Raw genomic sequence first — 13,608 nt, forward strand, 5'->3', positions numbered from 1 at the left:
CCTCGCATGCTTGCCACGTCACCAGCACGAAGCAGGTTCCTCAAGGCGGGATGCTCCCTAGTGGTCGTTACCCGGCACTTCATCTAGAATGGCGCGCGTTTGTGCAATGCAATAGCGGCACGGTGCCGTTGCGCCATCTCGGGCGCACATATCCGTGCGCCGATGCCGTTGCGCGAGCCTTTCAACCTTACCCTTATCCATGACCCAGCCCGCAACCAGTCATTATTTCGTCGAAAGTCCCAGCAAGCGTGCGCTGGTGATCGGGGCGATCGGCGTCGTCTTCGGCGATATCGGTACCAGCCCGTTGTACGCCCTGAAGGAATGCTTTAGCACCGAGCACGGCATTCCCTTTAGCGACGCCGCCGTCATGGGGATCATCTCCATGTTGTTCTGGGCGATGATCATCGTGGTTTCGCTCAAGTACGTGATGTTCGTCATGCGCGCCGACAACGACGGCGAGGGCGGCATCCTGGCCCTGATGGCGCTGGCGCTGCGCACAGCGGCGCCGCGCTCGCGCATGGCAAAGCTGCTGATGATGTTCGGCATCTTTGGCGCCTGCATGTTCTATGGCGACGCGGTGATCACACCGGCGATCTCGGTCCTGTCCGCGGTGGAGGGCCTGGAAATCGCCGCGCCCGGGCTGTCGCACTTTGTCATACCGATCACGCTGGTGATCCTGGCGGCCTTGTTCATGATTCAGCGCAGCGGCACCGCCGCGGTGGGCAAGCTGTTCGGGCCCATCATGATGGTGTGGTTCGCCGCGCTAGGTGCCCTGGGCGCATACCACATGATGCATGTGCCCTCGATCCTGATGGCGGTCAACCCGTACTACGCGGTTATCTTCCTGATGGAGCACTCGCTGCAGGCCTTCGTGGTGCTTGGCTCGGTGTTCCTGGTGCTGACCGGCGCGGAAGCGCTGTACGCCGATATGGGCCACTTTGGCATCCGGCCGATCCGCATGGGCTGGTTCGCGGTGGTGATGCCTTGCCTGATGCTGAACTACTTCGGCCAGGGCGCGATGCTGCTGCAGAACCCCGAAGCCATCAGCAATCCGTTCTACCTGATGGTGCCGCAGCCCCTGCTGATCCCCATGGTGCTGCTGGCCACGTGCGCCACGGTGATCGCCTCGCAGGCCGTCATCTCGGGCGCATTCTCGCTGACCAGCCAGGCCATCCAGCTGGGCTTCGTGCCGCGCATGCGCATCCGCTATACGTCGGACGCTGAAATCGGCCAGATCTACCTGCCGGTCATCAACTGGCTCCTGCTGGTGCTGGTGGTGATCGTGGTGGTGGCCTTCAAGAAATCCGACAACCTGGCGGCCGCCTACGGCATCGCGGTCACCACCACCATGGTGATCACCACGTTCCTGGCCGCCGTGGTCATGCGCAACGTGTGGAAGTGGAACCCGGTCCTGGTGACCCTGATCGGTTCGACCTTCCTGCTGGTCGACCTGGCGTTCTTCTCGGCCAACCTGCTCAAGATCGCCGAGGGCGGCTGGTTCCCGCTGCTGATGGGCGGCACCGCCTTCTTCCTGCTGATGACCTGGCACAGCGGGCGCAAGCTGCTGCGCGCGCGCAGCCTGGAAGATGGCATTCCGCTCGAGCCGTTTATCGGTGGCCTGCTGGCGCACCCGCCGCATCGGGTCGAAGGGACGGCTGTGTTCCTGACCGGCAACACCGAGTCGGTACCGGTTTCGCTGCTTCACAACCTCAAGCACAACCGCGTGCTGCATGAGCGCGTGGTGTTCCTGAGCTTTGTCACGCGCGACGTGCCCTATGTGGACGATGACCATCGCCTGACCTGCAAGGATCTGGGCGGCGGCGTATTTATCCTCAAGTCCGAGTACGGCTTCAAGGAAACGCCGGATGTGCAGCGGGTGCTGGATCTGGCCCAGCGCAAGCTCAACATGCACTTCGAGCTGATGGAAACTTCGTTCTTCATCGCCCGTGAATCGGTGATTCCCTCGAAGCTGCCGGGCATGTCGATGTGGCGCGAAAGCCTGTTCGCGTGGATGCATCAGAACGGTGCCAAGCCCTCGGACTTCTTCCAGATTCCGGCCAACCGTGTGGTTGAGTTGGGCACCAAGGTGGAGATCTGACGGCAGCCCCCGCGGTTCGCATGCCGCAGTAGCGGCCGGGCCAGCCTCACTGGCCCGCAGAAAGAAAAAAGCCCCTGTGCACATGGCACAGGGGCTTTTTTTACTTCAGTACCGCCAGGCTCAGCGCTTGAGCTTGGCGAAGGCTGCCGCCATGGCGCCCGACGGTTCATCGCGGCGCTGATTGCCGCCGAACCCCTTGCCCTGGCCGGGCCGCTGGCCCTGACCCTGGCGCGGCGCGTTGCCGCGGTCGGTCTGGCCCGCGCGGACCGGGCCCTGGCCAGGCTCGTCGTCAAGGCGCATGGTCAGGCCAATGCGGTTGCGCTTGACGTCCACCTCCATCACCTTGACCTTGACGATCTGGCCAGCCTTGACCGCCTCGTGCGCATCCTTGATGAACTTGGTGGACAGGGCGGAAATGTGGACCAGTCCGTCCTGATGCACGCCGATATCGACGAACGCGCCAAAGGCGGCAACGTTGGTGACCACGCCTTCGAGCACCATGCCCGGCTGCAGGTGCTTGATGTCTTCCACGCCGTCCTGGAAGGTGGCGGTCTTGAACTCGGGGCGCGGGTCGCGGCCGGGCTTTTCCAGCTCGGACAGGATGTCGCGCACGGTCGGCAGGCCGAAGGTTTCATCCGTGAAGGATGTCGGCGACAGGCCGCGCAGCGCTTCGCGATTGCCCATCACTTCCGGCAGGCTCTTCTTGATCTGGTCGAGGATCCGCTTGACCACCGGGTAGGCTTCCGGGTGGACCGAGGAGCGATCCAGCGGATTGTCGCCATCGTTGACACGCAGGAAGCCAGCGGCCTGCTCGAACGTCTTGTCACCCAGTCGCGGCACCTTCTTCAGCGCGGCGCGATTGGGGAAGGCCCCGTTGGCATCGCGGTACTCGACGATATTGCGCGCCAGCACCGTGTTCAGGCCGGACACACGGGCCAGCAGCGGGGCAGAGGCGGTATTCACGTCCACGCCCACGGCGTTCACGCAATCCTCCACCACGGCGTCCAGCGCGCGGGCCAGTTCGCGCTGGTTCACGTCATGCTGGTACTGGCCCACGCCGATCGACTTGGGATCGATCTTGACGAGTTCCGCCAGCGGGTCTTGCAGGCGCCGCGCAATCGAGACCGCGCCGCGGATCGACACGTCGAGGTCCGGGAATTCCTTGGCGGCCAGCTCCGATGCCGAGTACACCGATGCGCCGGCTTCGCTGACCACGATCTTGGTCAGCTTGGCCTCAGGCAATGCCTTCATCAGGTCCAGCACCAGCTTGTCGGTTTCGCGGCTGGCGGTGCCGTTGCCGATCGAGACCAGCATGACATTGTGCTGCTTGGCCATGCGCGCCAGCGTGGCGAGCGAGCCGTTCCAGTCGCGGCGCGGCTCGTGCGGGTAGATGGTGGCGGTGTCGATCAGCTTGCCGGTGGCGTCGACCACGGCCACCTTGCAGCCGGTGCGGATGCCCGGGTCGATGCCCATCACGGACTTCGGACCCGCCGGCGCGGCCAACAGCAGTTCGTGCAGGTTGCGGCCGAACACCTTGATGGCTTCACTTTCCGCGGTTTCGCGCAGCTGCGTCAGCAGCTCGGTTTCCAGGTGCGGCTGCACCTTGACGCGCCAGCACCAGCGGCAGACATCGGCCAGCCACTTGTCGGCCGGGCGGTTCTGGTTCTGGATGCCGACATGGCGCGCGATCATGCCTTCGCACGGGTGCGGCACCATCGCGTCCTGTTCCTCGCCCAGGCCGAGCTTGACCATCAGCACGCCCGCATTGCGGCCGCGGAACAGCGCCAGCGCGCGGTGGGACGGAATGGTGCGGATGGTTTCGCTGTATTCGTAGTAATCGCGGAATTTCTCTTCTTCCGCGCCTTCCTTGCCTTCCATCACCGAGGAGGTGACCACGCCGTTGCTCCACAGGTGCTCGCGTACTTTGCCAAGCAGCTCGGCGGTTTCGCCAAACTGTTCCGACAGGATGTCGCGCGCGCCATCCAGCGCGGCCTTGACGTCCGGCACGCCGCCGTCGGCGGTGGGGTTGCCGTTGACGTACTTGGCGGCCTCCGCCTGCGGGTCCAGCGTGGGATCGGCCAGCAGCGCCAGCGCCAGCGGTTCCAGCCCGCATTCGCGCGCGATCTGGGCGCGGGTGCGGCGTTTGGGCTTGTAGGGCAGGTAAAGGTCTTCCAGGACCTGCTTGGTTTCCGCACCTTCGACGGCTGCGCGCAGCTCGGGCGTCAGCTTGCCCTGTTCCTCGATCGAGGCGAGGATGGTGGCGCGGCGCTCTTCCATCTCGCGCAGATAGAGCAGGCGTTCTTCCAGATTACGCAGATGCGTGTCGTCCAGGTTGCCGGTCACTTCCTTACGGTAGCGCGCAATGAACGGCACGGTCGCGCCTTCGTCGAGCAGTTCTACGGCCGCCGCCACCTGGCGGGGTTGGACGGACAGTTCGGCCGCGATGAGCGACACGATCTTTTGCATGACGGAAGCTGGCAGAGTGGACATCAGGAAAACAGTCGGTCGAAAGCGGGGCATTTTGCCACAAGCTTGCCGCCACGCGGCGAGGCGCTCGGGGACGGGGCGGCCCGCGTGACCCGGGGTGCCCGCAGGGGCGGTGGCGCCGCGCCGGGATGGCCGCCTGCCCGTATGTCAACAAGCGTGGCAACAAGCGCGGCAACCGACAGGCGGATGTTAGAATCCAAGCATGATCGTCAAGCCACATCCGACCGCCCTTGCGGCCGCGTTCCCCGACCGCCTCGCCACGCCGGCTGTGCTCCGCGCGGCCCGCTTGCTGCCCGCGCAGTTGCGGCTCGCCGTGCTTGCTACTGGCCTGGCGGCGTTGTTCCTGCCAACGCTTGGCCTAGCGCAGGCGGCATCCGGTGCCTCGCAGCCTCCTGCCGCTGCTGGCGCGCCGCAAACGCCGCCCCGGGATTTCGCCGCGGAGCGCAAGGCCATCAGCGACTCGCGCGCCTGGACCACCTATCGCTATGGCCAGGCCGAGCACGATTGCTACAACAAGTTCTTTGTCACGCATTGCATCGACAAGGCCAAGGACGCGCAGCGCGCCGAGTTGCAGGTGTTGCGCAAGCGCGAGCTCGAGGTCGGTGACGCCGAGCGCGCATTCAAGGCAGCCGAGCGTGACCGGCAACAGGCGATCCAACGCGCCCAGTACGAAGCGGAGCAGCCCAGCCGCGACGCCAACGAGCGCGCCAGCCGCGAAAGCTACGAGCGCAAGCAGCAGGAGCAGAAACTGCGCGATGCGCAGCACGAGGCCGATGCGCCGCAGCGCGCCGCCAATGCCCAGGCCTACGACAAGAAGCAGGCCGACTTCGATGCCCGCGTCAAGGCCGCTCAGGAGCAGGGCGCGCAGCAAGCCAAGCAGCGGCAGGAAAATGTAAAGGCTTACGAGCAAAAGCAGCGTGACGCCGAGCAACGGCAGAAAGACGTCGACGAGCGCCGTGCCAAGGCCAAGGAGCAGCAGGGTCAGGCGTCCGCGCCACGTCCCTTCGGTTTCTGAGCGGCTAAGCGCCGCGCCCACAGCCGGGGGCAATACCGGCGACAATAGCCGGTGCCGGACGTCGGCGCGACGCATCTGGCCGCGCCCACGTCATTTGCCGTACCGGCCCGCCGGCGCCCAGCGCCGGTTTTGAGCGGGGGAGCCCATGGACCGCAACCTGAATACATTATCGCGACAGATCATGGAATTGCAGATCGAGCATCGCGATCTCGATTACCTGATCGACCGCATGGCGGCTGATGCCGCGCACGATGAGCTGCAACTGCGCCGCCTGAAAAAGCGCCGCCTCAAGCTCAAGGATGCGATTACCTTGCTGCAGCTTCAGCTCGAGCCGGACGTGCCCGCCTGATTCCCCGATTCCCCTTGCCCCGGGCCGCTCTTGAAGCGGCTCGCCAAAAAGCCTCGCCTTGCCCGATTCCGAAGACCTGCCCGCCGCCACCGTAACGTCAGATCCGTCTGATCGCACCGCTACGCCCGACACGCCCGACACGCCTGACTCGCTCGAAGCACCGGCGGCCGGCGCTGCCGGGCCGGCCGGTACGGCGGTTTCGCACGCCGCCCAACTGGCCACCATCTTTGCCGAGACCGGGACCCTGGCCACCGGCATCGAAGGCTATCGCCCGCGCGCGGCGCAAGAGCAGATGGCCGCCGCCGTGGCAGGGGCGATCGAGCGCGCAGACACGGTCATCGTCGAGGCTGGCACGGGCACGGGCAAGACCTTTGCCTACCTGGTTCCGGCCATGCTTTGGGGCGGCAAGGTGATCCTCTCCACCGGCACCAAGAACCTGCAGGACCAGCTTTTCCTTCGCGATATTCCCACGGTGCGCAAAGCGCTCAATGTGCCGGTGTCGGTGGCGCTGCTCAAGGGGCGGGCCAACTACCTCTGCCATTACCACCTGGAGCGGGCCGAGATCCAGGGCCGCCTGGCTTCGCGCCAGGATGCCGCCTGGCTTCGCGAGATCGCCCGCTTTGCCAAAGTCACGTCGTCGGGCGACAAGGGCGAGCTGGCCTCGGTGCCGGAAAACGCGCCGGTCTGGCAGCTGGTCACCTCGACCCGCGACAACTGCATGGGCACGGAGTGCCCGAGCTACAAAGAGTGCTTTGTGATGCGGGCTCGCAAGGAAGCGCAGCAGGCGGACATCGTGGTGGTCAACCACCACCTGTTCTTTGCCGACGTGGTGCTGCGTGACACGGGCATGGCCGAGCTGCTGCCGGCTGCCAATACGGTGATCTTCGACGAAGCGCACCAGTTGCCCGATACGGCGACCCTGTTCTTCGGTGAAAGCCTGTCTACCAGCCAGCTGCTGGAGCTGGCGCGGGACACCGTGGCCGAGGGTCTCTCGCACGCGCGGGACGCCGCCGACTGGGTGCGGATCGCGGCCCCCCTGGAGCGTGCCGCGCGGGACCTGCGTCTGGCCTTCACTCGGGACAATTCCCGCCTGGCGGTGAGCCAGATCGAGGCGGACCCCCGCATCGGCAAGCCATTCTTCGAGACGCTGGACGCGCTCGAAACCGCGCTGTCGGAATTCGTGACCCTGCTGGAAAGCCAGGCCGAACGTGCCGAGTCCTTGGAGCAGTGCCATCGCCGCGCGGTGGAGCTCGACCAGCGCCTGGCCGCCTGGCGCAACGATGCCAAGGCGGTGTCACCGCCCGCCGCTGCAGAAGGCGATGAAAAAGCCCCGGCCAGCGCGGCCTTTGGTCCGGAAACCGTGCGCTGGGTCGAGGTGTTCTCCCAGACCGTGCAGTTGCACCGCACGCCCTTGTCGATCGCGCCGATCTTCACGCGCCAGCGCGAAGGGCACCCGCGCGCCTGGATCTTCACCTCGGCTACGCTATCCGTGAAGGGCAATTTCACGCACTACGCGGCCCAGCTTGGCCTGGACAAGGACAAGTCGCTGACGTTGCCCAGCCCGTTCGACTACGCCACCCAGGGCCTGCTTTATGTGCCGCGTGACCTGCCGGCACCGCAGTCGCCGCAGTTCACCGACGCCGTGGTGCAGACCGCGCTGCCGCTGATCGAGGCCGCCGGTGGCCGCGCTTTCCTGCTGTGCACCACGCTGCGGGCCGTGCAGCGTGCCTCCGACCTGCTTTACGAGGCCTTTGCCGAACGCGGCCTGGAGCTGCCCTTGCTGGTGCAGGGCCAGGCCAGCCGAACCGAATTGCTGGATCGCTTCCGCGAGCTTGGCAATGCGGTGCTGGTGGGCAGCCAGAGCTTCTGGGAAGGCGTCGACGTGCGCGGCGAGGCGCTCTCGCTGGTCATCATCGACAAGCTGCCGTTCGCCCCGCCCGACGACCCCGTGCTGGCGGCGCGCATGGAAGTGCTGCAAAAGAAGGGCCTGAGCCCGTTCGCCGTGCATCAGTTGCCGCATGCCGTGATCACGCTCAAGCAGGGCGCGGGGCGGCTGATCCGCTCGGAATCCGATCGTGGCGTGTTGGTGATCTGCGATACCAGGCTGGTGGAGAAACCCTATGGCCGCCAGATCTGGCAGAGCCTGCCGCCCTTCAAGCGCACGCGCGAGGCCGAGACGGTGGTCCACTTCCTGGAGTCGCTGCGCAATGGGGAAAGCGCGCCGGCGGCTGACGACGCCGCGGGGCAAGCCGCGCCCGATTGACCGCCTGGCGCGGGCGGTGGCCGACAAACAAAAAACCCGATCTTCCGATCGGGTTTTTTGTTGCCAGCGCACTCAAGCGCCGTGCCTGACGTTCAGAACACTTCCCACCAGGACTTCTTGTCCTTGCGGCGTTCCCCGTACTTGATGTAATCGCTGTTGGGGAAGTTCTTTTCCATCACGCGGGCGGTATCGTCGCGCAAGTCCTTCATGCCCAGCGAATCGTACGAGCGGATCATGATGTACAGCGCTTCCTCGTTGGCCGGCGCGCCGTCATAGTCCTTGAGCGCCTGCTGGGCGCGGTTTGCGGCGGCCAGGTAGGCGCCACGGCGGTAGTAGTAACGTGCCGCATGGACCTCGTGCTGGGCCAGCGAGTTCACGATGTATTGCATGCGCGCGGCAGCATCCGTCGTGTACTTGCTGTCCGGGAAGCGCGTGACCAGCGTGTTGAAGGCGTCATAAGCTGCGCGCGCGGCCTTGGGGTCACGCTCGCTCAGGTCCTGGCCGGAAAAACGGCCAAGCCAGCCCAAATTGTCATTGAAGTTGATCAGGCCCTTCAGGTAATAGGCATAATCCACGTTCGGGTGATTCGGATGCAACTGGATGAAGCGGTCGACCGAGGCAAGCGCGGCGGCGGTTTCGCCGTCCTTGTAGTTGGCGTAGGCGGTATCGATCTGTGCCTGCTGGGCGAAACGGCCGAAGGGATAACGTCCCTCAAGCTTCTCGTACAGCTTCACAGCTCGGGTAAAGTCGCCGGAATCTAGTGCGTCCTTGGCTTCCGAATATAATTTGTTAGCCGACCAGCCGGCAGTTTCGTCTGGTTGATCCGACAGCAGGCCGCACGCCGATAGCATGACGCAGCCGCCTGCGAGCAGAATCGCTCCAATTCTTGCGCGCCAGCTGGCGCGCTTCATGCTCATCAATTGCATGGGCAACGTATCCCGGATGAAAAATAGCGTCAAGCATTATAGCCCAAGCCCCTTGTCGGAAACCGCCGCCAAGGGCATCGAGCAGCAAGCTGCCGATTCAACCGACATCTTGAACGAGGTGGAGGACCTGGAAGACCTGACCGATGTGGCCGCGCTAGGCGGCCTGGAGGCAGGAGCGGAGGCATCTCCAATCGAATTGGAGATGCAGCCGGTAGAGATCGAAGTCGATGGGGCGTCACACGGCGAACGCCTCGACAAGTTGCTGGCACGCCACCTCAGCGGCTTCTCGCGCAGCCGCCTGCAGCAATGGATCGAGAACGGGGCGGTGCTGGTCGACGGCGAGGTGCGCCGCTCCAAGTCCTCCGTGCAGATGGGCGAGCGCGTCGTGGTTCGTCCGCAGGCGGCGGCAGAATCGCGCGCCTTCGTGGCCGAAGACGTGCCGCTCAACGTCGTGTACGAGGACGCCACGCTGCTGGTCATCGACAAGCCCGCCGGCCTGGTGGTGCATCCTGCCGCCGGCAACTGGGGCGGCACGGTGCTAAACGGCCTGCTGCACCGCTACCCGGAGGCTGCAAGCCTGCCGCGCGCGGGCATCGTCCACCGGCTCGACAAGGAAACATCGGGGCTGATGGTGGTGGCCCGCACGCTGACCGCCCAGACTGACCTGGTGCGCCAGCTGCAGGCGCGTACCGTCAAGCGCAGCTACCTGGCGCTGGTGTGGGGCGTGACGCCCGAGTCCGGCACCATCGATGCGCCGATCGGCCGTGATCCGCGCGAGCGCATCCGCATGGCGATCGTGCTCACCAACAGCGGCAAGCCCTCGCGCACCCATTTCCGCACCCTTGGCACGGTGCCGCTCGGGCGCGGCCACGTGTCCATGGTGATGTGCCAGCTCGAAACCGGTCGCACCCACCAGATTCGCGTCCACTTCGAGTCGATCGGCCATCCGATGGTGGGCGATCCGGTCTATCACCGCGCCGCCACCCAGCGCGGCCAACGTCCGGCCATCAAGGCACCGCTGCCGGTGCCGCTGGCGCGCCAGGCGCTCCACGCCTTCCGGCTTGGGCTGGTGCACCCGGCCACCGGCAAGCTCGTATCCTGGGAAGCGCAGCCGCCCGATGACTTGCAGGCGCTGATTGAAGCGCTCGACTTTGACCGTGCCGGCGACGAAGACGAGGACGACGGCTGGACGGAAGGCGAGGACGGTGCATGGGAATACGGCGATGACGACTGAGGCGCCCTGGCTGGTCCCCGACTGGCCGGCGCCGGCGCGGGTGCGCGCGTTGTCCACCACCCGCCAGGGTGGCGTCAGCGAGGCCCCCTACGGCCTGGCTGACGGCAGCCCGGGCGGGCTGAACCTTGGCACCCACGTGGGCGACGATGCCGCCGCGGTCGCGGCCAACCGCGCACGGCTGGCGGCGCGGCTGCCGGCCGCACCGGGCTGGCTGGATCAGGTGCATGGCTGCGCGATTGCCACCGAGGACCAGTTTGCCGCCGATGGCGTGGTTCCGCAGGCGGACGCCAGCATTGCCACCACCGCTGGCCGGGTCTGCGCCGTGATGACCGCTGACTGCCTGCCCGTGCTGCTGTGCGACCGTGCCGGCACGGTGGTTGGCGCCGCGCACGCCGGCTGGCGCGGGCTGTGCGGCGGCGTGATCGAGGCAACCCTGGCTCGCATGCGCAAGCAGGTTGGCGAGCCGGCGCAATGGCTGGCCTGGCTCGGGCCGGCCATCGGCCCGGATGCCTTCGAGGTTGGCGCCGAAGTCCGGCAGGCGTTCCTGGCCCAGGCGCGGCCTGACGAGACGGCGCAGGTGGAGCTTGCCTTTCGCGCCGGCGCGGGCGGCAAGTACTTCGCCGATATCTACGCGCTGGCCCGCATCCGCCTGGCCCGCGCCGGCTGCACCGCGGTGTACGGCGGCGATGCCTGCACCGTTGGCGATGCACAGCGCTTCTACTCCTACCGGCGCGACGGCGTCACTGGGCGCATGGCCAGCCTGGTCTGGCTGGCCGCCTGAAACTTTCCCGGCGTCAATCCCGGGCAGGCGGCTGTTCCGGCCCCGCGGATTCTGCAGGTGCCACGGAGGCGGAGGGCGCTTGCGCGCTCTTCGCCTGCCTGGCTTCCTCTGCCTTGCGCCGGCGCAGGCGCCCCGGGGTGCCCATGATGTACACCAGGATCGCCACCGGGAACAGGCCGTAAAAGACGAACGTGGCCAGTCCCGCGACCACGGTATGCTCGGTAATGGCCATCATCAGGACCACATACAGCCAACCGATTGCAACGATGTACATCAGAAAGTCATCCTTCTCGGGCAAGCTAGCCCCGTGGCCGCAGTGGCGCCAAAGGGAGGCTCGCAGGTTCGCGCTGAGCGCATTTTGCCGTTAGCGCCGGTCCGCGCATTTTTCCGCATTGACAGGCATAACATTGCAAGGCAACAATGGCCTCGAATGCACTGCAAGGCTGTGTGCTGGCAGGCATTCGCAGGCTCCGCCGGGACGTTCAGATCCGCGGCGCGGCGTGTCCGGCAAGCATACCGCATGACGTCACCAGCCGAGGGCGTCAGCGCGGGCCGGTTCCGAGGCTGGCGGCGGGGGAGAGCCCCGCGGTGGTGGTACGCCGCCCAGCCAGCTTTCAAATAAGTGACGGCAGAGAGACGAAACATCATGGCAACCGGCAAAGGTGCGGCAGCTTCCACCAAGGAAGACAAGTCCCAACCGTTTTCATTTGCTTCGGGGCCATTTGATCCAGCGACATGGCTGGAATGGTCCCGTCAGGCACAGGCTAACGGTGCGACGACCCAGCAGGGCATGCCTGGCATGCCATTTATCCCCGGTTTCGAGGCATTGAAGGGTTCCGCCATGGCGGGCGTGAAAATCGCGCCCGATCAACTGGCCGACATCCAGCAACGCTACATGAAGGACTTCACCGCGCTCTGGCAAAGCATGGCCGAGGGCGGCGCCAATCCCGCCACGGCCCTGGCCGATCGCCGCTTTTCCGGCGATGCCTGGCGCAGCAGCGCGGCGTTTCACTACGCCGCCGCTTTCTACCTGATCAATGCGCGCGCCATGAATGAGCTGGCGGGCGCGGTCGAAGCCGATGCCAAGACCCGCCAGCGCATCCGTTTTGCGATCTCGCAATGGGTCGACGCCATGTCGCCGGCCAATTTCCTCGCCACCAACCCGGAAGCGCAGAAAAAGCTGATCGACTCCGGCGGCGAATCGCTGCGGGCCGGTGTGCGCAACATGCTCGACGACCTTGGCCGCGGCAAGATCTCGCAGACCGACGAATCCGCCTTCGAAGTCGGCCGCAACGTGGCCGTGACCGAAGGCGCGGTGGTCTACGAGAACGCCTACTTCCAGTTGCTGCAGTACAAGCCCGTCACCGACAAGGTGTTTGCGCGCCCGTTGCTGCTGGTGCCGCCTTGCATCAACAAGTACTACATCCTCGACCTGCAGCCGCAGACCTCGCTGGTGAACTACATGGTGGAGCAGGGCCACACCGTCTACATGGTTTCCTGGCGCAATCCGGATGCCTCGATGGCCGAGCTCAGCTGGGATGACTACATCGAGCATGCCGCCATCCGCGCCATCGAAGTCACGCGCGAGATCAGTGGCCAGGACCAGATCAACGTGCTGGGCTTCTGCGTGGGCGGCACCATCGTCTCCACCGCGCTGGCGGTGCTGGCCAAGCGCGGCGAGCGTCCCGCCGCCAGTTTGACGCTGCTGACCACGCTGCTCGATTTTGCCGATACCGGCGTGCTCGATGTGTTCGTCGACGAAGCCCACGTCAAGCTGCGCGAAACCACCCTGGGTGGTGCGGCGGGCACGCCCTGCGCGCTGCTGCGTGGCGTGGAACTGGCCAACACGTTCTCCTTCCTGCGTCCCAATGACCTGGTCTGGAACTATGTCGTCGACAACTACCTGAAGGGCAATACGCCGGTCCCGTTCGACCTGCTGTTCTGGAACGGCGACGCCACCAACCTGCCGGGCCCCTGGTATTGCTGGTATCTGCGCCATACCTACCTGCAGAATGAGCTCAAGGTGCCGGGCAAGCTGACCGTGTGCAACGCGCCGGTGGACCTGGGCAGCATCGACGTGCCAACTTACATCTACGGCTCGCGTGAAGACCACATCGTGCCCTGGATGTCGGCCTACGCCTCTACCGCGTTGCTCAAGAACAAGCTGCGTTTCGTGCTGGGCGCGTCGGGCCATATCGCCGGCGTGATCAACCCGCCGGCCAAGAAGAAGCGCAGCCACTGGACCAACGACAAGCTCCCGGCTTCGGCGCAGGAGTGGTTCGATGGCGCCACCGAGCATGCCGGCAGCTGGTGGCCGGACTGGGCGGCCTGGCTGGCCAAGCACGCCGGCGCGCGCAAGGCGGCCCCCACCGACTACGGCAATAAGGACTACCGCGCGATCGAGCCGGCACCGGGCCGCTACGTCAAGGCGAAGGCATAGGATTTGTCCGGGCCG

10 protein-coding genes are annotated in these 13,608 nt (G+C 65.7%); 7 read left to right on the top strand and 3 right to left on the bottom strand.

Annotated elements, in window-relative coordinates:
• Window positions 1-199: 199 nt before the first annotated feature.
• On the top strand, window positions 200-2,098 hold the full coding sequence (locus tag F7R26_RS07270; protein WP_150987732.1) for a potassium transporter Kup: 1,899 nt from the start codon (window positions 200-202) through the stop codon (window positions 2,096-2,098).
• A gap of 120 nt (window positions 2,099-2,218) precedes the next feature.
• Here F7R26_RS07270 and F7R26_RS07275 read toward each other — a convergent pair whose 3' ends face one another.
• Window positions 2,219-4,588 (bottom strand): Tex family protein, encoded by a 2,370-nt coding sequence (locus F7R26_RS07275; protein WP_150987730.1) that lies wholly within the window; start codon window positions 4,586-4,588, stop codon window positions 2,219-2,221.
• Window positions 4,589-4,787: 199 nt separating this feature from the next.
• On the opposite strand from F7R26_RS07275, the gene F7R26_RS07280 reads away from it, so the two are divergent.
• The 3 genes from F7R26_RS07280 to F7R26_RS07290 all read left to right on the top strand — a co-directional run bounded on the left by F7R26_RS07280 (window position 4,788) and on the right by F7R26_RS07290 (window position 8,212).
• Window positions 4,788-5,600, top strand: coding sequence for a hypothetical protein (locus tag F7R26_RS07280; RefSeq protein WP_150987728.1), 813 nt, complete (start codon window positions 4,788-4,790; stop codon window positions 5,598-5,600).
• Window positions 5,601-5,745: 145 nt separating this feature from the next.
• On the top strand, window positions 5,746-5,949 hold the full coding sequence (locus F7R26_RS07285) for a DUF465 domain-containing protein (protein ID WP_150987726.1): 204 nt from the start codon (window positions 5,746-5,748) through the stop codon (window positions 5,947-5,949).
• Window positions 5,950-6,025: 76 nt separating this feature from the next.
• Window positions 6,026-8,212 carry an ATP-dependent DNA helicase gene (locus F7R26_RS07290; RefSeq protein ID WP_150987826.1) on the top strand — a complete coding sequence of 729 codons (2,187 nt, stop codon included), beginning with the start codon at window positions 6,026-6,028 and terminating at the stop codon, window positions 8,210-8,212.
• A 92-nt stretch (window positions 8,213-8,304) separates the two neighbouring features.
• Here the strand turns inward: F7R26_RS07290 and F7R26_RS07295 are convergent, their stop codons facing one another.
• Entirely contained in the window at window positions 8,305-9,138 is an 834-nt protein-coding gene (locus F7R26_RS07295; RefSeq protein WP_150987724.1) for an outer membrane protein assembly factor BamD, read from the bottom strand.
• On the opposite strand from F7R26_RS07295, the gene F7R26_RS07300 reads away from it, so the two are divergent.
• Both F7R26_RS07300 and pgeF read left to right on the top strand, forming a co-directional pair.
• Window positions 9,062-10,372 carry an RluA family pseudouridine synthase gene (locus F7R26_RS07300; protein WP_370563911.1) on the top strand — a complete coding sequence of 437 codons (1,311 nt, stop codon included), beginning with the start codon at window positions 9,062-9,064 and terminating at the stop codon, window positions 10,370-10,372. The two genes, F7R26_RS07295 and F7R26_RS07300, sit on opposite strands and share 77 nt — an antisense overlap.
• Window positions 10,362-11,153: a peptidoglycan editing factor PgeF gene (gene pgeF, locus F7R26_RS07305; protein WP_150987720.1), complete on the top strand. Its 792-nt coding sequence runs from the start codon at window positions 10,362-10,364 to the stop codon at window positions 11,151-11,153. The genes F7R26_RS07300 and pgeF overlap by 11 nt, the downstream gene beginning before the upstream one ends.
• A gap of 13 nt (window positions 11,154-11,166) precedes the next feature.
• Here pgeF and F7R26_RS07310 read toward each other — a convergent pair whose 3' ends face one another.
• Window positions 11,167-11,427 (bottom strand): hypothetical protein, encoded by a 261-nt coding sequence (locus tag F7R26_RS07310; protein ID WP_150987718.1) that lies wholly within the window; start codon window positions 11,425-11,427, stop codon window positions 11,167-11,169.
• Window positions 11,428-11,799: 372 nt separating this feature from the next.
• Here F7R26_RS07310 and phaC point away from each other — a divergent pair, with 372 nt between their 5' ends.
• Window positions 11,800-13,593, top strand: coding sequence for a class I poly(R)-hydroxyalkanoic acid synthase (gene phaC / locus F7R26_RS07315; RefSeq protein ID WP_150987716.1), 1,794 nt, complete (start codon window positions 11,800-11,802; stop codon window positions 13,591-13,593).
• Window positions 13,594-13,608 lie beyond the last annotated feature (15 nt).

Origin of the sequence: Cupriavidus basilensis, from assembly GCF_008801925.2 — a bacterium.
GTDB lineage: Bacteria > Pseudomonadota > Gammaproteobacteria > Burkholderiales > Burkholderiaceae > Cupriavidus > Cupriavidus basilensis.

Coding starts and splice junctions, on each gene's coding strand:
- phaC (WP_150987716.1), top strand. CDS start 11,800: ATGGCAACCGGCAAAGGTGCGGCAGCTTCCACCAAGGAAGACAAGTCC.
- F7R26_RS07270 (WP_150987732.1), top strand. CDS start 200: ATGACCCAGCCCGCAACCAGTCATTATTTCGTCGAAAGTCCCAGCAAG.
- pgeF (WP_150987720.1), top strand. CDS start 10,362: ATGACGACTGAGGCGCCCTGGCTGGTCCCCGACTGGCCGGCGCCGGCG.
- F7R26_RS07310 (WP_150987718.1), bottom strand. CDS start 11,427: ATGTACATCGTTGCAATCGGTTGGCTGTATGTGGTCCTGATGATGGCC.
- F7R26_RS07275 (WP_150987730.1), bottom strand. CDS start 4,588: ATGTCCACTCTGCCAGCTTCCGTCATGCAAAAGATCGTGTCGCTCATC.
- F7R26_RS07285 (WP_150987726.1), top strand. CDS start 5,746: ATGGACCGCAACCTGAATACATTATCGCGACAGATCATGGAATTGCAG.
- F7R26_RS07295 (WP_150987724.1), bottom strand. CDS start 9,138: ATGCAATTGATGAGCATGAAGCGCGCCAGCTGGCGCGCAAGAATTGGA.
- F7R26_RS07300 (WP_370563911.1), top strand. CDS start 9,062: ATGACGCAGCCGCCTGCGAGCAGAATCGCTCCAATTCTTGCGCGCCAG.
- F7R26_RS07280 (WP_150987728.1), top strand. CDS start 4,788: ATGATCGTCAAGCCACATCCGACCGCCCTTGCGGCCGCGTTCCCCGAC.